This window comes from Amycolatopsis sp. (assembly GCF_036008905.1).
GTDB lineage: Bacteria > Actinomycetota > Actinomycetes > Mycobacteriales > Pseudonocardiaceae > Amycolatopsis.
The window spans coordinates 75,462-97,948 of sequence record NZ_DASYMU010000007.1; the positions used below are offsets into that span (position 1 = coordinate 75,462).

General features: G+C 69.0%; 20 protein-coding genes. 17 read left to right on the forward strand and 3 right to left on the reverse strand.

The genetic code is table 11. The annotated features are described in order from the left end of the window. Nucleotides 1-203 precede the first annotated feature (203 nt). The 13 genes from pyrR (at nucleotide 204) to VGP60_RS01130 (ending at nucleotide 15,008) form a co-directional block, all read left to right on the forward strand. Nucleotides 204-791 carry a bifunctional pyr operon transcriptional regulator/uracil phosphoribosyltransferase PyrR gene (gene pyrR, locus VGP60_RS01070; RefSeq protein ID WP_327545897.1) on the forward strand — a complete coding sequence of 196 codons (588 nt, stop codon included), beginning with the start codon at nucleotides 204-206 and terminating at the stop codon, nucleotides 789-791. After that, nucleotides 788-1,720: an aspartate carbamoyltransferase catalytic subunit gene (locus tag VGP60_RS01075; RefSeq protein ID WP_327545898.1), complete on the forward strand. Its 933-nt coding sequence runs from the start codon at nucleotides 788-790 to the stop codon at nucleotides 1,718-1,720. Before pyrR ends, VGP60_RS01075 begins: the two co-directional genes overlap by 4 nt. Then, nucleotides 1,717-3,009 (forward strand): dihydroorotase, encoded by a 1,293-nt coding sequence (locus VGP60_RS01080; protein WP_327545899.1) that lies wholly within the window; start codon nucleotides 1,717-1,719, stop codon nucleotides 3,007-3,009. Before VGP60_RS01075 ends, VGP60_RS01080 begins: the two co-directional genes overlap by 4 nt. After that, the gene (locus VGP60_RS01085; protein ID WP_327545900.1) at nucleotides 3,009-3,539 is read left to right on the forward strand and encodes a transporter; all 531 of its coding nucleotides are present in this window, start codon (nucleotides 3,009-3,011) and stop codon (nucleotides 3,537-3,539) included. Before VGP60_RS01080 ends, VGP60_RS01085 begins: the two co-directional genes overlap by 1 nt. After that, the gene (carA, locus tag VGP60_RS01090; protein ID WP_327545901.1) at nucleotides 3,536-4,678 is read left to right on the forward strand and encodes a glutamine-hydrolyzing carbamoyl-phosphate synthase small subunit; all 1,143 of its coding nucleotides are present in this window, start codon (nucleotides 3,536-3,538) and stop codon (nucleotides 4,676-4,678) included. Before VGP60_RS01085 ends, carA begins: the two co-directional genes overlap by 4 nt. Beyond that, a complete protein-coding gene (carB, locus tag VGP60_RS01095; RefSeq protein WP_327545902.1) occupies nucleotides 4,678-8,007 on the forward strand; it encodes a carbamoyl-phosphate synthase large subunit in 3,330 nt (1,109 codons plus the stop codon). Before carA ends, carB begins: the two co-directional genes overlap by 1 nt. Nucleotides 8,008-8,044: 37 nt before the next feature. Then, nucleotides 8,045-8,893: an orotidine-5'-phosphate decarboxylase gene (gene pyrF, locus VGP60_RS01100; protein WP_327545903.1), complete on the forward strand. Its 849-nt coding sequence runs from the start codon at nucleotides 8,045-8,047 to the stop codon at nucleotides 8,891-8,893. Between the two features lie 112 nt (nucleotides 8,894-9,005). Further along, nucleotides 9,006-9,323 (forward strand): integration host factor, actinobacterial type, encoded by a 318-nt coding sequence (gene mihF, locus VGP60_RS01105; protein WP_327545904.1) that lies wholly within the window; start codon nucleotides 9,006-9,008, stop codon nucleotides 9,321-9,323. Continuing rightward, nucleotides 9,320-9,973: a guanylate kinase gene (gene gmk / locus VGP60_RS01110; protein WP_327545905.1), complete on the forward strand. Its 654-nt coding sequence runs from the start codon at nucleotides 9,320-9,322 to the stop codon at nucleotides 9,971-9,973. The genes mihF and gmk overlap by 4 nt, the downstream gene beginning before the upstream one ends. 82 nt (nucleotides 9,974-10,055) lie before the next feature. Continuing rightward, nucleotides 10,056-10,328: a DNA-directed RNA polymerase subunit omega gene (rpoZ, locus tag VGP60_RS01115; RefSeq protein ID WP_327545906.1), complete on the forward strand. Its 273-nt coding sequence runs from the start codon at nucleotides 10,056-10,058 to the stop codon at nucleotides 10,326-10,328. After that, nucleotides 10,321-11,541 (forward strand): bifunctional phosphopantothenoylcysteine decarboxylase/phosphopantothenate--cysteine ligase CoaBC, encoded by a 1,221-nt coding sequence (gene coaBC, locus VGP60_RS01120; RefSeq protein ID WP_327545907.1) that lies wholly within the window; start codon nucleotides 10,321-10,323, stop codon nucleotides 11,539-11,541. The genes rpoZ and coaBC overlap by 8 nt, the downstream gene beginning before the upstream one ends. 79 nt (nucleotides 11,542-11,620) lie before the next feature. Continuing rightward, nucleotides 11,621-12,823, forward strand: coding sequence for a methionine adenosyltransferase (metK, locus tag VGP60_RS01125; RefSeq protein WP_327545908.1), 1,203 nt, complete (start codon nucleotides 11,621-11,623; stop codon nucleotides 12,821-12,823). Nucleotides 12,824-12,899: 76 nt separating this feature from the next. Further along, complete coding sequence (locus tag VGP60_RS01130) at nucleotides 12,900-15,008, forward strand: primosomal protein N' (RefSeq protein WP_327545926.1); 2,109 nt, start codon at nucleotides 12,900-12,902, stop codon at nucleotides 15,006-15,008. 138 nt (nucleotides 15,009-15,146) lie between these two features. Here VGP60_RS01130 and VGP60_RS01135 read toward each other — a convergent pair whose 3' ends face one another. Next, nucleotides 15,147-16,379 carry a hypothetical protein gene (locus VGP60_RS01135; protein WP_327545927.1) on the reverse strand — a complete coding sequence of 411 codons (1,233 nt, stop codon included), beginning with the start codon at nucleotides 16,377-16,379 and terminating at the stop codon, nucleotides 15,147-15,149. 139 nt (nucleotides 16,380-16,518) lie between these two features. On the opposite strand from VGP60_RS01135, the gene ggt reads away from it, so the two are divergent. From ggt to VGP60_RS01150, 3 genes are all read left to right on the forward strand, one after another. Beyond that, nucleotides 16,519-18,339 (forward strand): gamma-glutamyltransferase, encoded by a 1,821-nt coding sequence (ggt, locus tag VGP60_RS01140; RefSeq protein WP_327545909.1) that lies wholly within the window; start codon nucleotides 16,519-16,521, stop codon nucleotides 18,337-18,339. Between the two features lie 111 nt (nucleotides 18,340-18,450). After that, nucleotides 18,451-19,386: a methionyl-tRNA formyltransferase gene (gene fmt / locus VGP60_RS01145; RefSeq protein ID WP_327545910.1), complete on the forward strand. Its 936-nt coding sequence runs from the start codon at nucleotides 18,451-18,453 to the stop codon at nucleotides 19,384-19,386. Beyond that, nucleotides 19,383-20,810 carry an RsmB/NOP family class I SAM-dependent RNA methyltransferase gene (locus tag VGP60_RS01150; protein ID WP_327545911.1) on the forward strand — a complete coding sequence of 476 codons (1,428 nt, stop codon included), beginning with the start codon at nucleotides 19,383-19,385 and terminating at the stop codon, nucleotides 20,808-20,810. The genes fmt and VGP60_RS01150 overlap by 4 nt, the downstream gene beginning before the upstream one ends. Before the next feature lie 13 nt (nucleotides 20,811-20,823). Here the strand turns inward: VGP60_RS01150 and VGP60_RS01155 are convergent, their stop codons facing one another. Further along, nucleotides 20,824-21,000 carry a DUF397 domain-containing protein gene (locus VGP60_RS01155; protein ID WP_327545912.1) on the reverse strand — a complete coding sequence of 59 codons (177 nt, stop codon included), beginning with the start codon at nucleotides 20,998-21,000 and terminating at the stop codon, nucleotides 20,824-20,826. A 4-nt stretch (nucleotides 21,001-21,004) separates the two neighbouring features. Next, nucleotides 21,005-21,856 carry a helix-turn-helix transcriptional regulator gene (locus tag VGP60_RS01160; RefSeq protein ID WP_327545913.1) on the reverse strand — a complete coding sequence of 284 codons (852 nt, stop codon included), beginning with the start codon at nucleotides 21,854-21,856 and terminating at the stop codon, nucleotides 21,005-21,007. 87 nt (nucleotides 21,857-21,943) lie between these two features. On the opposite strand from VGP60_RS01160, the gene VGP60_RS01165 reads away from it, so the two are divergent. Continuing rightward, a complete protein-coding gene (locus tag VGP60_RS01165) occupies nucleotides 21,944-22,450 on the forward strand; it encodes a flavoprotein (RefSeq protein WP_414640264.1) in 507 nt (168 codons plus the stop codon). Nucleotides 22,451-22,487 lie beyond the last annotated feature (37 nt).

The window sequence follows — 22,487 nt, forward strand, 5'->3', positions numbered from 1 at the left end:
TCCTGAGTCGAATACTCAGAGTAATGGTTACGCGTTGTCGTCACCAGGTCAAGCAGATCATTGTGGGACGGCCGTGCGAATCGCCCCACACCACCCGTAAGGGCGAGCGGGTTGTCCTGCTACTCTCGGTGCGATTTCCTCGCTAAGCAGGGAATCGACGTCCTTTAAGGACCCGTCCAGAGAGGCGGGGAAGGAGGTCCACGTTGCCGCCACGTCCACGTGGCGCGACGGAGCCGGCCGGCGAGCGTGAACTGCTCTCCGCCGGGGATGTCGCGCGCACCATAGCTCGAATGGCCCATCAGGTCATCGAAAAGACCGCACTCGGTGCGGGCTCGGCTGCCCCACCCGTGTTACTGGGCATACCCACCAGGGGCACGCCGCTGGCCGTCCGGCTCGCCGGGCGCATCGCCGAGTTCTCCGGTGTGAGACCGCCCACCGGCGCCCTCGACGTCACCCTTTACCGCGACGACCTTCGCCGAAGGCCGACCCGCGCGCTGGAAGAGACCCAGCTGCCGCCCTCCGGGATAGACGATCGCATCGTCATCCTCGTCGACGACGTCCTCTTCTCGGGCCGCACGATCCGCGCCGCGCTCGACGCGCTGCGGGACCACGGCAGGCCGAAGGCGGTCCAGCTGGCCGTCCTGGTCGACCGCGGGCATCGCGAACTCCCCATCCGCGCGGACTACGTGGGCAAGAACGTGCCGACGTCGCGCGCCGAAGAGGTCGCCGTCCTGCTGTCCGAAGTGGACGGAACCGATGCGGTTCTCCTTCGAATGGAGCCACCTCAGTGAAACACCTGCTCGCCACCGACGGGCTGGACCCGGCGTTCGCGACAGCCGTGCTCGACACCGCCGACGAGCTCAAGCACACGTTGCTGGGCCGGGAGGTCCGCAAGCTGCCGACGCTGCGGGGCCGCACGGTGGTCACGCTGTTCTACGAAAACTCCACCCGCACCAGGGTCTCGTTCGAGATCGCCGGCAAGTGGATGAGTGCCGACGTGATCAACGTTTCGGCGTCGAGTTCCTCGGTGAACAAAGGGGAGTCGCTTCGGGACACCGCGCTCACCCTCGCCGCGGCCGGCGCCGACTGCGTGATCGTGCGCCATCCCGCTTCCGGTGCGGCCCAACGGCTTTCGGGCTGGCTGGCCGACGCCGGCACGGTCGTGATCAACGCCGGTGACGGGACCCACGAGCATCCGACGCAGGCACTGCTCGACGCGGCGACGCTGCGGGAGCGGCTCGGTTCGCTGGCGGGGCGCCGGATCGGGATCGTCGGTGACGTCCTGCACAGCCGGGTCGCGCGGTCGAACATCCATCTGCTGGCCGCCCTCGGTGCCGAGGTCGTGCTGGTCGCGCCGCCGACGCTGCTGCCCGCCGGGGTCGAAGCCCTGCCGGTGACCGTCTCGCACGAACTCGACGCCGAGTTGCCCGCGCTCGACGCGGTGATGATGCTGCGGGTGCAGGCCGAGCGGATGACCGGTGGGTTCTTCCCGTCGGCGCGCGAGTACTCGATCGGCTACGGCCTCAGCGAGGCCCGCTTGAAACTGCTGCCCGAGCACGCCGTGGTGCTCCACCCCGGACCGATGCTGCGCGGGATGGAGATCGCCTCGGCGGTCGCCGACTCGCCGGCTTCGGCCATCACCGAACAGGTTCGCAACGGGGTACACGTCCGGATGGCCGTGCTGTACCACCTGCTTGCCGGAGAAGGAGACGCCGCGTGAGTGACCAGGTCCTGATCAAGGGCGCCCGGTTGTACGGCGAAGGCGATCCGGTGGATGTGCTGGTCTCCGACGGCGTCATCGCCCGGATCGGCCCCGGTGAGACGCCCGAGGACGCCGTGGAGCTCGAAGCGCGGGGGCAGGTGCTTCTGCCTGGCTTCGTCGATCTGCACACGCATCTGCGCGAGCCGGGCCGTGAGGACACCGAGACCATCGCGAGCGGGTCCGCCGCGGCCGCGCTCGGCGGGTACACGGCCGTTTTCGCGATGGCCAACACCGATCCGGTCGCCGACAACTCGGTGGTAGTCGATCACGTGTGGCGACGCGGCCGCGAGGTCGGGCTCGTCGACGTGCACCCGGTCGGCGCGGTCACCGTCGGGCTCAAGGGCGAGAAGCTCGCCGAGCTGGGCACGATGGCCAAGTCCGCCGCGAACGTCCGGGTGTTCTCCGACGACGGCGTCTGCGTCGCGGACCCGCTGCTGATGCGGCGGGCGCTGGAGTACTCGACCGCGCTCGACGTCGTCATCGCGCAGCACGCCGAGGAGCCGCGGCTCACCGTCGGCGCGCAGGCCCACGAGGGCGAGCAGTCGGCACGGCTGGGTTACCCCGGCTGGCCGGCGTCGGCGGAGGAGTCCATTGTGGCCCGCGACTGCCTGCTCGCCCTGCACGCCAAGGCCCGCCTGCACATCTGCCACGTCTCCACCGCGGGCACCACCGACGTCCTGCGCTGGGCGAAGGACCGCGGGACGAAGGTCTCGGCCGAGGTCACCCCGCACCACCTGCTGCTGACCGACGAGCGGCTCACCACCTACGACCCCATCAACAAGGTCAACCCGCCGCTGCGCACCCGGGACGACACCGAACGCCTCCGCCAGGCGCTCGCGGACGGCGTCATCGACTGCGTCGCCACCGACCACGCGCCGCACGCCGTGCAGGACAAGGACTGCGAGTGGTCGGCGGCCCGGCCGGGCATGCTCGGCCTGCAGACCGCGCTGTCCATCGTGGTCGAGACCATGGTCCGCACCGGTCTGCTCGACTGGCGCGGTGTGGCGAGGGTCATGAGCGAACGGCCGGCCGAAATCGGTGGCCTGTCCGACCACGGCCGCCCGCTGCTCGAAGGGGAGCCGGCGAACTTGACGCTGGTGGACCCCGATGCGGAGTGGACCGTGCGGGGCCGCGAGCTCGCCAGCATCGCCGCGAATACCCCGTACGAGGGAATGCGGCTGCCCGGCGTGGTGAGCGCCACGCTTTTGCGCGGGCGCATCACGTCCCGGGAAGGGAAAATCGAATAATGGACCGGCTCTTACTCACCCTGGCTATCGTCGTCTTCTTCGCGCTCTGTGTCTGGGGCATGCGACGAGGCTGGCTCCGAAAGGCCCGCTCGCAGAGCGTCCTGGTCCCGCCCTTCCCCGAGGTCCCCGAAGCTCCGGGCGAGCCGGTGCTGCCGGAGACCACCGGCCTCTACGTGAGCACGACCATCGCGGGGGAGTGGCAGAACCGCATCGTCACCCGCGGCGCCGGGCTGCGTTCGGCGGCCACCCTGCGGCTCTACCGAGGCGGTATCGAGGTCGACCGCGCCGGCGCGCCGGGCTTCTGGATCCCCGCGGAGTCGCTGAGCGCGGTGCGCCGCGACAACCACATCGCGGGCAAGGTCCTCGGCGTCGAAGGACTGCTCGTGGTCACCTGGAAGGCCGGGGAAACCTTGCTGGACACCGGATTCCGGGGCGACGTCGACGTCTATCCACAGTGGATCGAGGCGCTCGAAGCCATGATCCCTAACGGTAAAAATCACACCAGCGAGATCAAGGGAGGTGCCCAGTGAGCACAGGCACGGTTGATTCAGGCAAACGGACACCGGCGGCGCTGGTACTCGAGGACGGCCGGGTCTTCCGCGGCGCCGCGTACGGCGCGCAGGGGACTTCGTTCGGCGAGGCGGTTTTCTGCACCGGCATGACCGGCTACCAGGAGACCCTGACCGACCCGTCGTACCACCGCCAGATCGTGGTCCAGACCGCCCCTCAGATCGGCAACACCGGCTGGAACGACGAGGACGACGAGTCCGAGCGCATCTGGGTCTCGGGCTACGTCGTCCGCGACCCGGCCCGCACGCCGTCGAACTGGCGCTCGGTCCGCACCCTCGACGACGAACTGGTCGAGCAGGGCATCGTCGGGATCTCCGAAGTGGACACCCGCATGCTGACCCGCCACCTGCGCGAGCAGGGTGCGATGCGCGCCGGGGTCTTCTCCGGTGACGCACTGCGTGCCGACGATTCGATGCTCGAGGAGGTCCGCGCGAGCCCGCAGATGAAGGGCGCCGACCTCGCCGGTCAGGTCACCACCGCCAAGCCGTACGTCGTCAAGGCCGAGGGTGAGACCCGGTTCCGGGTGGCCGCACTCGACCTCGGCATCAAGTCGAACACACCCCGGATGATGAGCAGGCGCGGCATCGAGGTGCACGTGCTTCCCTTGTCCAGCACCATCGACGAGCTACTGGAGATCGCGCCGGACGGCGTGTTCCTCTCCAACGGCCCCGGCGACCCCGCCACCGCCGACCACGCCACCGAGCTGACGAAAGCCGTGCTGCAGCGGGAGATCCCGCTGTTCGGCATCTGCTTCGGCAACCAGATCCTCGGCCGCGCGCTGGGCCTGAGCACCTACAAGATGCGCTACGGCCACCGCGGTATCAACATCCCGGTCATCGACGTGGCGACCAAGCGGGTGGCGATCACCTCGCAGAACCACGGGTTCGCCCTCGAAGGCGAGCCGGGCCAGCGTTTCGAGTCGCCCTTCGGCGCCGCCCAGATCAGCCACTACTGCCCGAACGACGACACCGTGGAAGGCGTCCGCTGCTCGGACGTCCCGGCGTTCTCGGTGCAGTACCACCCCGAAGCGGCCGCCGGCCCGCACGACGCGGCCCCGCTGTTCGACGAGTTCACGAGCTTGATGGAGAAGGCCAAGTAATGCCTAAACGCACAGACATCCAGCACGTGCTCGTCATCGGCTCCGGCCCGATCGTCATCGGTCAGGCCGCGGAGTTCGACTACTCGGGCACGCAGGCCTGCCGCGTGCTCCGCGAGGAGGGCCTGCGGGTCAGCCTGGTGAACTCGAACCCGGCCACGATCATGACCGACCCGGAGTTCGCCGACGCGACCTACATCGAGCCGGTGACCCCGGACTTCGTCGAGAAGGTCATCGCGGTGGAGCGTCCCGACGCCATCCTCGCGACCCTCGGCGGCCAGACGGCCCTCAACTGCGCTGTCGCGCTGCACGAGCGCGGAGTCCTCGAGAAGTACAACGTCGAGCTGATCGGCGCCGACATCGAGGCCATCCAGCGCGGGGAAGACCGCCAGAAGTTCAAGAACATCGTGGCCGACATCGGCGCGCAGACGCCCCGCAGCGCGGTGTGCAACACGATGGAAGAGGTCCGCGCGACCGTCGCCGACCTCGGGCTCCCCGTGGTCATCCGCCCGTCGTTCACCATGGGCGGGCTCGGGTCCGGCATGGCGCACACCCCCGAGGAGCTCGAGCGGCTCGCGTCGGTCGGCCTCACCGAGAGCCCGGTCACCGAGGTGCTCATCGAGGAGAGCGTGCTCGGCTGGAAGGAGTACGAGCTCGAGCTGATGCGCGACAAGCATGACAACGTCGTGGTCATCTGCTCGATCGAGAACATCGACGCGATGGGCGTGCACACCGGCGACTCGGTCACCGTCGCCCCGGCGATGACGCTGACCGACCGCGAGTTCCAGGTCATGCGTGACGTCGGCATCGACGTGCTGCGCGCGGTCGGCGTCGACACCGGTGGCTGCAACATCCAGTTCGCGATCAACCCGCGCGACGGCCGCATGGTCGTCATCGAGATGAACCCCCGGGTTTCGCGCTCGAGCGCGCTGGCGTCGAAGGCGACCGGCTTCCCGATCGCCAAGATCGCCGCGAAGCTCGCCATCGGCTACACGCTCGACGAGATCACCAACGACATCACCGGCGCCACCCCTGCCGCGTTCGAGCCGACGCTCGACTACGTGGTCGTCAAGGTGCCGCGGTTCGCCTTCGAGAAGTTCCCTGGTGCGGACCCGACGTTGACCACGACGATGAAGAGCGTCGGCGAGGCGATGTCCTTCGGTCGCAGTTTCCCCGAGGCACTCGGCAAGGCGATGCGGTCGATCGACACCAAGGCGACCGGCTTCTGGACCGTGCCGGACCCCGATGGCGTCACTCTCGAGTCCACTTTGGACGCGCTGCGCCGCCCGCACGACGGCCGGCTTTACGTTGTGGAGCGCGCACTCCGGCTCGGTGCGACGATCGACCAGGTGCACGAAGCCAGTGGTATAGACCCTTGGTTCATCGACCAGATCGCGCTGATCGGCGAGGTCGGCGCCGAGGTGCGCGACGCCCCGGTGCTCGACGGCGGGCTCCTGCGCCGCGCCAAACGCACCGGCCTGTCGGACCGGCAGATCGCCGCGCTGCGGCCGGAACTGGCCGGCGAGGACGGTGTCCGCCTGCTGCGTCACCGGCTCGGGGTGCGACCGGTGTTCAAGACCGTCGACACCTGTGCCGCCGAGTTCGCGGCGAACACGCCGTACCACTACTCGGCCTACGAGACCGATCCCGAAGCGCAGTCCGAGGTCGCCGCGCAGCCGGACAAGCCGAAGGTGCTGATCCTCGGCTCCGGGCCCAACCGCATCGGGCAGGGCATCGAGTTCGACTACTCGTGCGTCCACGCCGCGATCGCCTTGCGGGAAGCCGGTTTCGAGGCCGTCATGGTCAACTGCAACCCCGAAACCGTCTCCACCGACTACGACACTTCGGACCGGCTCTACTTCGAGCCACTGTCCTTTGAGGACGTTCTCGAGGTGGTGCACGCCGAGCAGGTCTCCGGCACGGTCGCCGGCGTCATCGTCCAGCTCGGTGGCCAGACGCCGCTGAGCCTGGCGAAGCGCCTCGCCGACGCCGGTGTCCCCGTCGTCGGCACTTCGCCGGACGCGATCAACCTCGCCGAGGATCGCGGCGCCTTCGGTGAGGTCCTCACCCAGGCCGGCCTCCCGGCGCCGAAGTACGGCACCGCGACCTCCTTCGAGGGCGCCAAGCGGATCGCCGACGAGATCGGCTACCCGGTGCTCGTGCGGCCTTCGTACGTGCTCGGCGGGCGCGGCATGGAGATCGTCTACGACGAGGCCACCCTCGCCGGCTACATCGACCGCGCCACCGAGGTCTCCCCGGAGCACCCGGTGCTGGTCGACAGGTTCCTCGACGACGCCATCGAGATCGACGTCGACGCGCTGTTCGACGGCGAAGAGCTCTACCTCGGCGGTGTGATGGAACACATCGAGGAGGCCGGGATCCACTCCGGCGACTCGGCGTGCGCGCTGCCGCCGATCACGCTCGGCCGGACCGACCTCGACGCGGTCCGCCGCTCCACCGAGGCGATCGCGCGCGGTGTGGGCGTCCGGGGGCTCCTCAACGTCCAGTACGCGCTCAAGGACGACGTCCTGTACGTCCTGGAGGCCAACCCGCGGGCGTCGCGGACGGTCCCGTTCGTCTCCAAGGCGACGGCGGTGCCGCTCGCGAAGGCGGCCGCGCTCATCATGACCGGCTCGACCATCAAGGCGCTGCGGACTTCCGGTGTGCTCCCGGCCGAGGGCGACGGCGGCCAGATGCCGGCGGACTCGCCGGTGGCCGTCAAGGAAGCGGTCCTGCCGTTCCACCGGTTCCGCACCCCGGAGGGTCACGGCGTCGATTCCTTACTCAGCCCGGAGATGAAGTCGACCGGTGAAGTCATGGGCGTGGACACCTCCTTCGGGAAGGCGTTCGCCAAATCCCAGGCCGCGGCCTACGGATCCCTGCCGGTCTCCGGCAAGGTGTTCGTCTCGGTCGCCAACCGCGACAAGCGCTCGCTGGCGTTCCCGGTGAAACGGCTCGCGGATCTCGGTTTCGAGATTCTCGCGACGTCCGGGACGGCGGAAGTGCTGCGGCGTAACGGGATTCCCTGCTCGGTAGTGCGCAAGTATTCCGAATCCAACACAGCGGGCAGTCCTCATGAGCCGAACATCGTGGAGCTCATCCTCGCGGGCGAAGTCGACATGGTCATCAACACGCCGTACGGCAACAGCGGCCCGCGCATCGACGGCTACGAAATCCGCACCGCCGCGGTTTCCCGCGACATCCCCTGCATCACCACGATCCAGGGGGCCGGCGCGGCGGTCCACGGCATCGAGGCGCTCATCCGCGGGGACATCGGCGTCAAGTCCCTCCAGGAGCTCCAGGCGGCGCTCAAGGCGAAGACGAAGCCGTGAAAGAAGCCAGGCAAAAGATCGGGTTGGGGGCGGCGAAGTGACCGAAACTTTCGGAAAGAGGCTGGCCGGCGCGGTCGCGGCCCGCGGGCCGCTCTGCGCCGGGATCGACCCCCACCCGGGGCTGCTCAAGGCGTGGAACCTGCCCGTGGATGCCCGCGGACTGGAAAAGTTCGCCCTCACGGCCACCGAGGCCATCGCGGGCGAGGTTTCGGTCGTCAAGCCCCAGTCGGCCTTTTTCGAGGCTTTCGGCGCGGCCGGGGTGGCCGTCCTGGAGCGCGTGGTACGTCTCGCCAAGGAGGCGGGCGCACTGGTGCTGCTGGACGTCAAACGCGGCGACATCGGCTCCACGATGGCGGCCTACACCGCGGCGTACCTGGCCGCAGGTGCGGAACTGGAAGCCGACGCCATCACCGTTTCGCCGTATCTCGGATTCGGCTCATTGGCCCCCGCACTGGAGACGGCGAGCGCGGGCGGCAAGGGCCTTTTCGTGCTCGCGCGGACGTCCAACCCGGAAGCCCAGAGTCTGCAGAACGCCGTACTGGGCAACGGAAAGACCGTCGCGCAGGGAATCGTCGACGCGGCCGCTGAGGTCAACGCTGGCGCCGAACCGTACGGCAGTGTGGGAGTTGTGGTCGGAGCCACGATCGCGGCCGGAGAGCTCGATCTGGGGGCACTGAACGGCCCCGTTCTGGCGCCCGGCTTCGGTGCCCAGGGCGCGACGGCGGCCGATCTGCGCAAGCTGTTCGGACCCGGGCCGAACGGAGTTCTGCCGGCGTCCTCACGCGACATCCTCAAGCACGGACCCGGCGTGGATGCGTTGCGAGCGGCCGTGAAGCGGACTCAGATGTCACTGGTGTCAGTGAACGATCCCCAGGAAAACGGCTAATAGCAGGCCCTTCGATCGACACGGTTCGGCCACCCCCCGCATTGTGGGGGATGGTCGCAGGTGGGTACCGTCTCGTCACCCACCCAGATTTGAAGGACTACCGGAGGAAAACGTGGCACTTCCCCAGCTGACCGACGAACAGCGCGCCGCGGCGCTGGAGAAGGCCGCTGCCGCTCGCCGCATCCGCGCTGAATTGAAGGAGCGGCTGAAGCGGGGCGGTACAACTCTGGTCGACGTGCTGAAGCAGGCCGAAGACAATGAAGTACTCGGCAAGATGAAGGTCTCGGCTCTGCTCGAAGCACTTCCCGGCGTCGGCAAGGTTCGCGCCCAGCAGACGATGGAAAAACTGGAGATCGCCCCCAGCCGCAGGCTTCGCGGCCTCGGCGACAGGCAGCGCAAGGCGCTGCTCGCCGAGTTCAGCGGCGAGTGACCGGCTTCGGTCATGACGGCCCGAAATCGACCTCCGGGTCGACGGGCGTAGACCGCGTTGGTGAGCCGGTTCCGGGGGAATCCCTCCGGAACCGGCTCACTGTCGTATCGGGGCCGTCAGGTGTGGGCAAGTCGAGCGTCGTCGGCGAAATGCGGCGTATGCGGCCGGACATCTACTTCAGCGTCTCGGTGACGACGAGGAAGCCGCGGCCGGGCGAGGTCGATGGGCAGCACTACCACTTCATCGATCGCGACACCTTCGACAAGATGGTCGCCAACGGTGAACTCCTCGAGCACGCCGAGTTCACCGGGAACTGCTACGGCACGCCCCGGGAGCCGGTCGAGGACGCGCTGCGGTCGGGCAAACCGGCCATCCTGGAGATCGAGCTGCAGGGCGCCAGGCAGGTCCGGGCCGCGATGCCCGAGGCCCGGCTGGTGATGTTGATGCCGCCGTCCTGGGAAGAACTGGTCGGCAGGCTCACCGGGCGCGGCACCGAGCACAAGGACGCGGTGGCGGCCAGGCTGGCCGAAGCGGAGCGTGAACTCGCCGCCGCCGGGGAGTTCGACGTCCGGGTGGTCAATGCCGAGGTGAGGGCCGCCGCCGAGGAGTTGCTAGACTTGGTCGTCGGTGAAGACTTCAACATTCGGTGACTCTTTTTGATCGGGCGCTGCACCCAGCGCTGTTCGCCTTCGGGAGAGCACCGGCAACGAGCATGATTCAGGAGCTGTGCGAGTGACTTCGACGCTAGGTGCCTACGGCGAGGAACTAGAAGGCATCACCAACCCGCCGATCGACGACCTGCTCGAGAAGGTCAGCTCCAAGTACGCGCTGGCCATCTACGCGGCCAAGCGGGCGCGTCAGATCAACGACTACTACGCGCAGCTGGGCGAAGGCCTGCTCGAGTACGTCGGCCCGCTCGTCGAGCCGGGCCCGCGCGAGAAGCCGCTGTCCATCGCCCTGCGCGAGATCCACGCCGGTCTGCTCGAGCACACCGAGGGTGAGTAAGTCCCGAGTCGTACTCGGTGTAGGTGGCGGTATCGCCGCCTACAAAGCGTGTGAGGTGCTGCGCGGACTGACCGAATCCGGTCATGACGTCCGTGTGGTCCCCACCGAAGCCGCGCTCAATTTCGTGGGCGCGGCGACCTTCGAGGCGCTGTCCGGCCACCCCGTCCACACCGGGGTGTTCACCGAAGTGCCCGAGGTGCAGCACGTCCGGATCGGCAAGGAAGCCGACCTGGTGCTGATCGTGCCGGCCACGGCGAACCTGCTCGCCAAGGCCGCGCACGGCATCGCCGACGACCTGCTGACCAACACCCTGCTCACCGCGAGGTGCCCGGTCGCGTTCTTCCCGGCGATGCACACCGAGATGTGGGAACATCCCGCCACCAGGCACAACGTCGAGCTGCTGCGTTCGCGCGGCTCCGTGGTCACCGAGCCCGCGGCCGGACGGCTGACGGGCAAGGACACCGGCAAGGGCCGGCTCGCCGATCCGGAAGAGATCGTCGACCTCGCCCGCCTGCTGCTGGCCAGGCCGGACGCGCTTCCGCGGGATCTCGTGGGCAAACGGGTCGTCGTGTCCGCCGGTGGCACGCGTGAGCCGCTGGACCCCGTCCGCTACCTGGGCAACCGGTCTTCCGGCAAACAGGGCTACGCGCTCGCCAGGGTCGCCGCCCAGCGTGGCGCCGAGGTGACGCTGATCGCCGCGCACACCGTCGCGATGCCGGATCCGGCAGGAGTGACCATCGAGCGGGTTTCCACCGCCGAGCAGCTGCGTCAGGCCGTGCACACGGCCGCGAAACCGGCCGACGTCGTGGTCATGGCCGCCGCGGTCGCCGACTTCCGGCCCGCGAACCTGGCCACACACAAGATCAAGAAATCCGACGACCAGCCCGATCCCACGATCACGCTGGACCGCAACGCCGACATCCTGGCCGAGCTGGTCGCGAACCGGGCCCCGGGGCAGCTGATCGTCGGGTTCGCCGCCGAGACCGGGGACGAGCACGGCTCGGTCCTCGACCACGCGAGGGCGAAACTCAGGCGCAAGGGCAGCGATCTGCTCGTCGTCAACGCCGTCGGGGACGGCAAGGCGTTCGAAGTCGAGGACAACAGCGGCTGGCTGCTCGGCGCGGACGGTTCCGAACGCGCTATCCCATTGGGTGCGAAGGTGCAACTCGCGGCCGCCGTTTGGGACGCTGTTGTGGATTTGAGCACGCGATGAGCAGCTTACGAGGGGTAACTCAGTACGCTGTCGAGTACAACTAAGTCTTACCTAACTACTTGAGGGATGTGACGTCGCCGTGCCTACGTCGAACAGCAGGCTATTCACTTCGGAGTCGGTGACCGAGGGCCATCCTGACAAGATCTGCGACGCCATCAGCGACTCGATCCTCGACGGACTGCTGAGCAAGGACCCGCGCAGCCGCGTGGCGGTGGAAACGATGATCACGACCGGCCAGGTGCACGTCGCCGGCGAGGTCACCACCGAGGCGTACGCCGACATCCCGACGATCGTGCGGGACGTCATCCTGCGGATCGGGTACGACTCGTCGGCCAAGGGCTTCGACGGCAACTCGTGCGGCGTGAACGTGTCCATCGGCTCGCAGTCCGCCGACATCGCGCAGGGCGTCGACACGGCGTACGAGTCGCGCGTCGACCTGGACGACGACGAGATCAACCGTCAGGGCGCGGGCGACCAGGGCCTCATGTTCGGCTACGCCTGCTCGGACACCCCCGAGCTGATGCCGCTCCCGATCGCGCTGGCGCACCGCCTTTCGCAGCGCCTCACCAAGGTCCGCAAGGACGGCGTGCTGCCGTACCTGCGCCCGGACGGCAAGACCCAGGTCACCATCGAGTACGCCGGTGACCAGCCGATCCGTCTCGACACCGTGGTCCTGTCCACCCAGCACGCCGACGGTATCGACCTCGAGAAGATGCTCGGTGTCGACGTCCGCGAGCACGTGGTCCTGCCGGAGCTCGAAAAGGTCGGCCTCGACTCGGCCGACATGCGCCTGCTGGTGAACCCGACCGGTCGCTTCGTCATCGGTGGCCCGATGGGTGACGCCGGGCTGACCGGCCGCAAGATCATCGTCGACACCTACGGCGGCATGGCCCGCCACGGTGGCGGCGCGTTCTCCGGCAAGGACCCGTCCAAGGTCGACCGTTCCGCCGCGTACGCGATGCGCTGGGTCGCCAAGAACGTCGTCGCCGCCGGCCTGGCTTCGCGCGTCGAGGTGCAGGTCGCCTACGCGATCGGCAAGGCCGCCCCGGTCGGGCTGTTCGTCGAGACCTTCGGCACCGAGACCGTCGACCCGAGCAAGATCCAGTCGGCCATCCGTGAGGTGTTCGACCTGCGTCCCGCCGCGATCATCCGCGACCTGGACCTGCTGCGCCCGATCTACGCGCCCACCGCGGCCTACGGTCACTTCGGCCGTCCGGAGCTCAACCTGCCGTGGGAGAGCACCGACCGCGCGGACGCCTTGAAGTCCGTTTCGGGGGCGTAGGCATCTGGATGGGGTGTCGTGGCCGTCTGGTAGAGATCACGGTGTGAGCCGCCCGGAAACGACACCCCTGTGGGACATGCCCGAGCCGGTGCGCGTCCAGAGCGAGCCCCGGCGTTCTCAGGTGCCGGGTTCGAAGGTGCCGGGCTCGCAGGTGAAGGCCAAGATCAAGAAGGCGAAATCCGCGGCGGCCGAACGCAGGGGACAGCAGCAGGCCGCCGCGGAGAACTCCGTCGCCAGGGTCGTGGTCGACATCCCGCTCACCCATCTCGACCGCACCTTCGACTACCGGATCCCGGAGAACCTCGACGAGGCCGCCGTGGTCGGCTGCCGGATCCGCGTGCGCTTCGCCGGGCAGCTGGTCGACGGCTACATCCTGGAGCGTGCGAACACCACCGAGCACCAGGGCAAACTCGCGTTCATCGAGCGCGTGACTTCCAGCGAGCCGGTGCTCACCCCGGCGTTGGCCACGCTCTGCCGGGCGGTCGCCGATCGGTATGGCGGCACGCTCGTCGATGTGCTCCGGCTGGCGATCCCGCCGCGTCACGGCAAGGCGGAAAGCGAACCGCCGCGGGACGTCGCCGCGGCACCGCCCGCGCCGGACACCTCCGCCTGGGTGCGCTACCAGAACGGCCCGGCCTTCCTGGAGGCCTTGGCCGCGGAACGGCCCGCGAACGCCGTCTGGCAGGCACTCCCTGGTGAGGACTGGCCTCGACGGCTGGCCGAAGCCGCCGCCGCTGTCGCCGCGACGGGCCGCGGCGCGGTGCTCGTCGTGCCGGATCATCGCGACCTGACCCGCTTGCACGAAGCCTGTGTCGAGCTCATGGGTGCCGAGGCCGTGGTCTCGCTGATCGCCGGTCTCGGCCCGGCGGAGCGCTACCGGCGCTGGCTGGCCGTGGTGCGGGGCGCGGTGCAGGTGGTGGTGGGCACGCGGGCCGCGATGTTCGCGCCCGTCGCCGACCCCGGCCTGTTCGTCGTCTGGGACGACGGCGACGACCTGCACCTCGACCCCCACGCGCCGTACCCGCACGTCCGCGACGTCCTGATGCTGCGCGCGCACGCCGACAAGGGCACGCTGCTCGCGGGCGGTTTCGCGCGGACGGCCGAAGCGCAGCTCCTGATCGAGTCCGGCTGGGCGCGTCCGATCGTCGGTGAACGTGCTGAGCTGCGCGCGTCCGCCCCGCGCGTGACGCCGGTCGGCGAGGACTTCGACGTCGCCCGTGATGAAGCCGCCAAGGCCGCGCGCCTGCCGTCGGTCGCGTTCGAAGCCGCGCGCCAGTCGCTGGCGAACGGGGCTCCGGTGCTGGTCCAAGTCCCGCGCCGCGGGTACGTGCCCGGTCTGGCCTGCGGGAACTGCCGGACTCCGGCGCATTGCCGACGCTGTGCCGGTCCGCTGGCGCTGGCGGGCGGCACGGACGAAGGTGTCCCACGGCCGCCCGGCTGCCGCTGGTGTGGTGTGCCGGACACGAACTTCCGTTGTGCCGCCTGCGGTTCCGTGCGGCTGCGCGCGGTCATCGTCGGGGCGAAGCGGACCGCCGAGGAGCTGGGCCGCGCGTTCCCCGGCGTGCCGGTGCGGACCTCGGGCGCGACCGAAGTACTCGCTTCCGTGCCGGGGAAACCCGCGCTCGTGGTGTGCACTCCCGGCGCCGAGCCGGTGGCTGTCGGCGGCTACGGCGCCGCGCTGCTGCTCGACGGCTGGGCGTTGCTGGGTCGCCAGGACCTGCGAGCGGGGGAGGAGACCCTGCGCCGGTGGATGACGGCCGCCGCGATGGTCCGCCCGGCAGGCGCCGGTGGCCGGGTGATCGTCGGCGCCGAGGCCGGGCTGAGCGTGGTCCAGGCGCTGGTGCGCTGGGACCCGGGCTGGCACGCCGCGACGGAACTGGCCGAGCGCAACGAACTCGGCTTCCCGCCCGCGATGCGGATGGCGAGCATCGAAGGCACCCCCGAAGCCGTCGCCGCCGTCCTGAACGACCTCGCCCTCCCCGACTCCGGTGAAGTCCTGGGCCCGGTTCAATTAGGCGAGGTCGACGAAGACGGCCGCTCCGACCGCGAACGCGCCCTGGTCCGAGTCGTGCGCGGCGAAGGCAAAGCCCTCGCCTCCGCCATCCACGCCGCCAGCGCCCGCCGCGACATGCGCAAAGAACCCGAACCCATCCGAATCCAGCTAGACCCCCTAGACCTCATCTAGCCCCGTCCCCAACCTGCACTCGGGCGTCCCCAACCTGCACTCACCCGCGCACAGACTGCACTCATCCCGAGTGCAATCCATGTACGCGTATGTGCAGTCTGTGCACGCTTAAGGGCCATCCATGTACGCGTGATGTCGTCAGGCGACGGCGGCCTTGACGAGACCGACGGCCTGATCGGCGATCGCCCTCCGACGCGCCTCGAAAGCCGCATCGGTCAGCGCCGCCGGATCTCCGGGAGTCCCTAGCACCGGAGTATGCAGGTGCCCACCCGCAACGTCCGTCGCCCCGAGCCCAAGACGCACACGGTTGCTGCGATACATGGACTCGTTCGACAAATAGTCACCGCCGCCACCGGAAGCCGCCATCTCCCCGGTCTTGGGTTCATCCGTCCGGCAAATCTGCGGCCCGGTACCCGGCTTCGCGCTATCCGACCAAACGCAGAACGACCGGTTGAAGTTCACCGGATAAGTCCCGCTCCCACCGTCGATCATCCGCTGATAAGGCAGCGTCGTCTCGATGAACTGGACATCCGGCTGCGGCCACCCGGCCGCCACCGGCACCTGTCCCCGCACGCCGACGTTGTTGTTGTCCGGCACCCCGCCACGCCAAGCACTCGCCCAGCGCTCGATGTCGAACTGACTCGGCCGCCCCTGGCTGATCGTCACCAGCACATCCGGCTGACGCCCCCGGGCCTTCAACGCGGTCCCGTAAGCCGCCTCGACGATCCCCTGGTCGAAGTACCCCCACACCACCGGGAACGACACCGCCTGCACGATCGCCGGCCCGTTCGCCGTCTTCAGGACCTTCCCGTCCAGCTGCAACGCCGACGCGCCCGCCGGGTTCGAGATCCGCACGCCGGAGCCGTTGAGCTGGAACGGGTCGAACCCGCTGACCAGCACCCGGCGGGTGAGCGACCCGAGCGGGAACTTCACCGAGTCGATGCCCCGCGACCCCTCATCGAACGACTTCAGCAGCCCGGTCCGATCCACGGCGAACCGCGGTGTCCATTGGCGCAACGCCTTGCTCATCTGCAGCCGCGCCCAGTACAGCGGCCGGTCGTCGTAGGTGTCCGACGTGCCGAGATCGGGGCGGCGGCCCTGCGCACGGTCGACGGCGGTCTGCCACAGCCCGTCGCCCGCCGTCGTGGCCAGCCGCTGGGCCCGTCGCGAGGTCGACGTCGAGCACAGCTCTTCGGTGAAGTCGTCGACCAGGGCATCGAACCCGGCCAGCCGTACCAATTCCGGCCCGACGGGGACAGTGCCACCGGGCAAGGGCGCGGTCAAGCGCTGTTCCTCGACAGTCAGCGGGACGGTCGCGTCGAAACAGGACTTCGCGGGTTGGGCCTGCGCGATCGCGGGTAAGCCCAGCATCGGGATCGTGACAAGGAGCGGGACCAGGACTCTGAAAACGCTACGTGTTCTGCTCACCCACAGAGTGTCGCGGGACGGGGCTGTCCGTTCTAGAGCCGGAAGTCTTGATGGCCTGTGTCCGAAGGAGCAGACTCTCGCCATGCCTTCGCACAGAACCAGGCCATGGGGTCGAGTCGCCGCTGTCGCCGTCACGTCCACGCTGCTCGTCTCGGTCGCGGCCGGTACCGCCTCCGCGGCGCCCGCCACACCGAAGTCGCCGATCGCCGTCGGCTATCTCGGCGCCGTGTCGAGCATCGACGCCGACGCGACGGCCATCGGCACGAAGGTGCTCCGCGAAGGCGGCAACGCCGTCGACGCCGCTGTCGCGACAGCCGCCGCGCTCGGCGTCACGGACCCGTTCTCGGCCGGTGTCGGCGGTGGCGGATTCTTCGTCTACTACGACGCCCGCTCCGGCAAGGTCTCCACGCTCGACGGCCGTGAAACAGCGCCGAAGACGGCGAACGAGAACCTGTTCGTCGAGAACGGCGCGGCGATCCCATTCGACCAAGCCGTGACCAGCGGGCTCGGCGTCGGCATTCCCGGCACGCCCGCGACCTGGCAGGACGCGCTGCGGAAGTGGGGCACACAGCCGCTGTCGAAGATCATCAAGCCCGCCGAGAAGCTGGCGAAGAACGGTTTCACCGTGGACAAGACGTTCCACGACCAGATCGCCAACAACGCCGTCCGCTTCGCCGCGTTCCCGTCGACCCGCTCGCTCTACCTGCCCGGTGGCGCGCCGCCCGTGGTCGGCACGAAGTTCGCGAACCCGGACCTCGGCGCGACGTACGACAAGCTCGCCGCCGAGGGCACGTCCGCGCTCTACCGCGGCCCGATCGGCGCCGACATCGCCCGCACCGTCCAGCACCCGCCGGTCGACCCGGCCTCGACGCTGAACGTCCGCCCCGGCAACCTGACCACCGGCGACCTCGCCGCGTACAAGACCATCGAGCGCACGCCGACCCACACGCAGTACCGCGGCCTCGACGTCTACGGCATGCCCGCGCCGTCGTCGGGCGGCCTGACCGTCGGTGAAGCGCTCAACATCCTGGAGAACGTCGACGTCTCCAAGCTCAGCAAGGCCGACTACCTGCACTACTTCATGGAGTCGACCCGGCTCGCCTTCGCCGACCGCAACCGCTGGATCGGCGACCCCGCGTTCGTCGACGTCCCGGCGAAGGAATTGCTCAGCCAGCGCTTCGCCGACACCCGCGCCTGCCTGATCAACCCGGCGAAGGCCGGGACTAGTCCAGTCGCCCCGGCCGATCCGCGCAACCCCGTCCCGTGTGCGGCGGGCACCACCGGCGCGCCTACGCCGTACGAGGGCGAGAACACCACGCACCTCACGACGTCCGACCGCTGGGGCAACGTCGTCGCCTACACGCTGACCATCGAGCAGGAGGGCGGCAGCGGGATCGTCGTCCCCGGCCGCGGTTTCCTGCTCAACAACGAGCTGACCGACTTCTCGTTCACCCCGGTCACGCCGGGCGTGCCGGACCCGAACCTGCCCGGCTCGGGCAAGCGGCCGCGCTCGTCGATGGCGCCGACGATCGTGCTCGAGCACGGCAAGCCGCTGCTCGCGGTCGGTTCGCCGGGTGGTGCGTCGATCATCACCACCGTGCTGCAGGTACTGCTCGGCAGGCTGGACCGCGGGCTGACGCTGCCCCAGGCCATCGCCGCGCCGCGCGTGTCGCAGCGCAACTCGGCTGCCGCCCAGGTCGAGCAGGAGTTCCTGAACCTGCCGGAGACCGCCGCGCTGCGGGCCAAGGGGCAAGGTTTCTCGACGGCGCCGGCCGAAATCGGTGCGGCGACCGGCGTCGAGAAGCTGCGTGACGGACGCTGGCTCGCGGCCGCCGAACCCGTGCGACGCGGTATCGGCTCGGCCCAGGTCGTGCTGCCGGTGCGCTTCCCCTGGGACGAGTAGTCCCTGGGACAAGTAGCCGCGCACGAGGAGCCGGGGGACAGGGCATCTAGACTGGTCGGCGATGTTCGATCACGTTGAGATACCCGTCCCACCGGCTGCCGGGGTGCTGTGATGCGCCTTGTCTTCGCCGGAACCCCGGCCCCGGCCGTGCCCGCGTTGCGCGCGCTGCTCGAATCCGGCCGCCACGAGGTCGTCGCCGTCGTCACCAGGCCCGATGCCCAGGCCGGCCGCGGCCGTCAAGTGGTGCGCTCGCCGGTCGGCGCGCTCGCCGACGAACACGGCATCGAGGTGCTGACGCCGCAGAAGGCCGGGGATCCCGAATTTCTGGCCCGGCTCGCCGAGATCGCCCCCGACGCCTGCCCGGTCGTCGCGTACGGCGCGATGCTGCCACAGTCCGCTTTGGACATTCCGGCGCACGGCTGGGTCAACCTGCACTTCTCGCTCCTGCCCGCCTGGCGCGGTGCCGCGCCGGTCCAGGCCGCGGTGCGCGCGGGTGACGAGATCACCGGCGCGTCGACGTTCCAGATCGTCAAGGCGCTCGACGCCGGGCCGGTTTTCGGCGTGATCACGGAGAAAATCGAAGCCGGGGACACCTCGGGCGAACTGCTGGACAGGCTCGCCGTGTCCGGCGCCGCGCTGTTGGTGTCCACAATGGACGGTATCGAAGACGGCACGCTGCGCGCGGTGCCGCAGCCCGAAGAGGGCGTCAGCTACGCGCCGAAGATCAGCGTCGAGGACGCGCGCATTTCCTTTGCCGCGCCCGCGATCGCGGTCGACAGGCTGGTCCGCGCGGTGACGCCGGAGCCGGGCGCGTGGGCGGAATTCCGGGGCGAGCGTTTGAAGCTGGGTCCGGTCAGTTTTGTCAATGGTGTGGATGAACCCGGCCCGGCGCCGGGTGAACTCGTCGTCGAGAGGCGGCGGGTGCTGGTGGGCACGGCCACGAAACCGGTACTGCTCAGTGATGTGCAGGCGCAGGGCAAGAAGCGGATGGCGGCCACCGATTGGGCGCGGGGAACACGGATCGAGCAAGGGGAAAGCCTGCAGTGAGTATCGACAGGGAACGCAGGCCGTCACGGCCCGATCGGGGTCGCCCCGGTCAGCGCAAGGATGGGCCGACGCGGCCGCCGGTAGTGGATCCGGCTCGCCGTGTCGCCCTCGACGTGCTGCGTGCCGTCCGTGAGCGCGACGCGTACGCCAACCTCGTGTTGCCGGAGTTGTTGCGCGAGCGCCGGATCACCGGCCGCGACGCCGCACTCGCCACCGAACTGACGTACGGCGCCTGTCGCGCGCAAGGACTTCTCGACGCGATCCTCGCGGCCAACCTCGACCGCGAGGTCAGCAAGGTCGACGCCGTCGTGCTCGACGGTCTTCGCCTTGGCGCGTACCAGTTACTGCGCACTCGGATCCCACCCCACGCCGCCGTGACGTCCACAGTGGACCTCGTGCGTGAGGACGCCGGTTCGCATATCGCCGGTTTCGTCAACGCCGTGCTGCGCGGAGTGTCCGAAAAGGACGAAGAGACCTGGCTCAACGAGCTCGCGCCCGACGAGGTGAAGGACCCGATCGGCAGCTTCGCGCTGCGCACCGCGCACCCGCGCTGGATCGCCCGGTCGTTCGCGGAAGCGTTGGGGGACAAGGGCGACGACCTGAAGGCCGCGCTCGAAGCCGATGACACGCGCCCCGAGGTCCACCTCATCGCGCGCCCGGGTGAGATCAGCGCCGACGAGCTCGCCGCGATCACCGGCGGTGAAGTCGCGCCGTACTCGCCGTACGGCGTGCACCTGCCCGCGGGCACCGGTGACATCACCGGCCTGGAGCCGATCCAGCAGAAGATGGCCGCCGTGCAGGACGAAGGCAGCCAGCTCTGCGCGATCGCCGCCACGAAGGCGCCGCTGACCGGCCGCGACACCCGCTGGCTCGACCTCTGCGCCGGCCCCGGCGGCAAGGCGGCCCTGATGGGCTCGCTCGCCGCGATGTCGGGCGCGACCGTCGACGCCGTCGAGATCGCGCCACACCGCGCGGGCCTGGTCAAGGGCTCGACCGAAGGCCTGCCGGTCACCGTGCACATCGCCGACGGCCGGGAATCCGGCCTGGAGCCGGGCTTCGACCGGGTTCTGGTCGACGCCCCGTGCAGCGGCCTCGGCGCGCTGCGCCGGCGCCCCGAAGCCCGCTGGCGCCGTCAGCCGTCGGACGTCGCCGAGCTCACGAAACTGCAGGGACAGTTGATCGCCGCGGCGATCGAGCTCGTGCGTCCCGGCGGCATCGTGACCTACGTCGTCTGCTCGCCGCACCTCGCGGAAACCGAAGGCGTCATCGGCGAAGAAGCCCGTCGCGCCAAGGCTGAAATCCTCGACGCGCGGGAGTTCTTCCCCGGCGTCCCGATGCTCGGCGACGGCCCGTACGTGCAGCTCTGGCCGCACCGCCACGGCACCGACGCCATGTTCTGCGCCATCCTCCGCAAGCCGGAGTGACCTGCTGGGGGCGCTAGTCGCGCAAGCTCGCGACTAGCGCTGCCCAAGCGGGGGCGGGGAACGTCAGGTGACCCGCGTCGGGGGCCTTCGAGTCGCGAACAGCGAGTTGAGGGGCGAAAGCGACTTCTACGCATGTGCTGGTCTCGCCGGTGCCGCTGTAGCTGCTCTTGATCCACTCGAAGGCCATCATCGGCTTACTCCTCCATACGGTCGTACTCACTCGCCAGTTGGCTGAGCCATTGCCTTGAGTCTGCCTCAGTCAGGGCGTTTTGTTCCAGCTGTGCACCAAGTAAGAAGTGTGCTTCCACTCCCGCCCGATCATCGATGAAGAAACCTGCTGCGTAGGTGTCCACATACACCGTGGCGGGGTGGTCCGTGAACTCCAGGATGTTGAACGAGTTGTCCAGCATTCGCATCGCGTGAGCTGATTCGGGCACCACTCGGATGCAGCAGTGCCGCAGATTGCTCGACAGCACCAAGTGCACGATCTGCTCATGCATCACCCGCGCACCGCCGATCATCGACCTCAGTGCGCGTTCATGGATGAAGAACGTGCAGTGTGGTGGATTTCTCCGATCCAGCACTTTTTGCCGATCCATTCTCGCCTTGACGAGGAGGTCGATCCGTTCTTGATTGTGTCCGGACCATTCGAAAGCTGCTCGCAGATAAGTCTCAGTTTGCTGCAGTCCTGGGATCATTCCGGGCTCGAAGTTGAGGATCGATTCGGCCAGATTCTCTTGGATGATCACGGATTTCAGCGGGTCCGCGAGGTGGTCGAAGTAGGGGCGAACCCAGTAGAGATCGTCCGTGGTGGCGGCAATCTTCAGCAGTCGCCTCTGCTCCTGCAGGCTCGCGCCGCAGGAGCCCAGGAAGACCGCGACATCCGTCACCGGCAGCGGCCGGACCCCGGTCTCCAGCCGGGAGATATTGCTCGGCGCCCACTCAAGACGTCGCCCCAGCTCATGCCCGCTCATGTTGCGGCGCTTACGCAGAACTCTCAATTCACTGCCCAATTCGCGCCTGCGCGCGGTCGATTCTTCAGCCATGACTGGACCCTAAGACCGCTGCATCGGCCAGTGGCCTAGGCCACGCGGTGATTCACCTCAATGGATCGCGCGGTACGACTTCGCACCATGTCCTATCGTCGCCCAGTGACCAAAGTTCTCGGCTTGGTCGCCAGCTCCTGTGGCGGTCTGGACACCAGGTTCGTGACCGACCTGGCGGCCCCAGCCGTCGAACGCGGCTGGCGGCTCGCCATCACCCTCACGCCCACCGCGGCCCGTTGGCTCCACGAGACCGGCAAACTCGCCGACCTCCAAGCCCTGACGGACCTCTCCGTCCGCAGCACCTCGCGCCTCCCCGGCCAGCCCCGCCCGCACCCCGACCCCGAGGTCTTCCTCTTCGCCCCCGCGTCGGCGAACTCGGTCGCAAAACTCGCACTGGGCATCGCCGACAACCAGGCCCTGACCGTCCTCGGCGACGTCCTCGGCTCCGCGACCATCGTCGTCGGCTACCAGGTCCTCGACTCGCGCTTCGCGCATCCGGCCTGGCAAGGTCACCTCGACACCCTGAAATCCGCGGGCGTCCAGTGCCACCGCCTCCAAGACACCTGGACCGACGCCCTCGACCTCCTGCCGTAACTCGACCGGGGGACTTGCGTTGCGGCCGTGCACCGCC

What these genes read in the sequence shown, in the direction of transcription:
- VGP60_RS01165 (WP_414640264.1), top strand. Translation starts at nt 21,944, where the DNA reads ATGTCCTATCGTCGCCCAGTGACCAAAGTTCTCGGCTTGGTCGCCAGC.
- VGP60_RS01085 (WP_327545900.1), top strand. Translation starts at nt 3,009, where the DNA reads ATGGACCGGCTCTTACTCACCCTGGCTATCGTCGTCTTCTTCGCGCTC.
- VGP60_RS01135 (WP_327545927.1), bottom strand. Translation starts at nt 16,379, where the DNA reads ATGCTGGGCTTACCCGCGATCGCGCAGGCCCAACCCGCGAAGTCCTGT.
- carB (WP_327545902.1), top strand. Translation starts at nt 4,678, where the DNA reads ATGCCTAAACGCACAGACATCCAGCACGTGCTCGTCATCGGCTCCGGC.
- fmt (WP_327545910.1), top strand. Translation starts at nt 18,451, where the DNA reads ATGCGCCTTGTCTTCGCCGGAACCCCGGCCCCGGCCGTGCCCGCGTTG.
- VGP60_RS01160 (WP_327545913.1), bottom strand. Translation starts at nt 21,856, where the DNA reads ATGGCTGAAGAATCGACCGCGCGCAGGCGCGAATTGGGCAGTGAATTG.
- VGP60_RS01130 (WP_327545926.1), top strand. Translation starts at nt 12,900, where the DNA reads ATGCCCGAGCCGGTGCGCGTCCAGAGCGAGCCCCGGCGTTCTCAGGTG.
- VGP60_RS01155 (WP_327545912.1), bottom strand. Translation starts at nt 21,000, where the DNA reads ATGATGGCCTTCGAGTGGATCAAGAGCAGCTACAGCGGCACCGGCGAG.
- ggt (WP_327545909.1), top strand. Translation starts at nt 16,519, where the DNA reads ATGCCTTCGCACAGAACCAGGCCATGGGGTCGAGTCGCCGCTGTCGCC.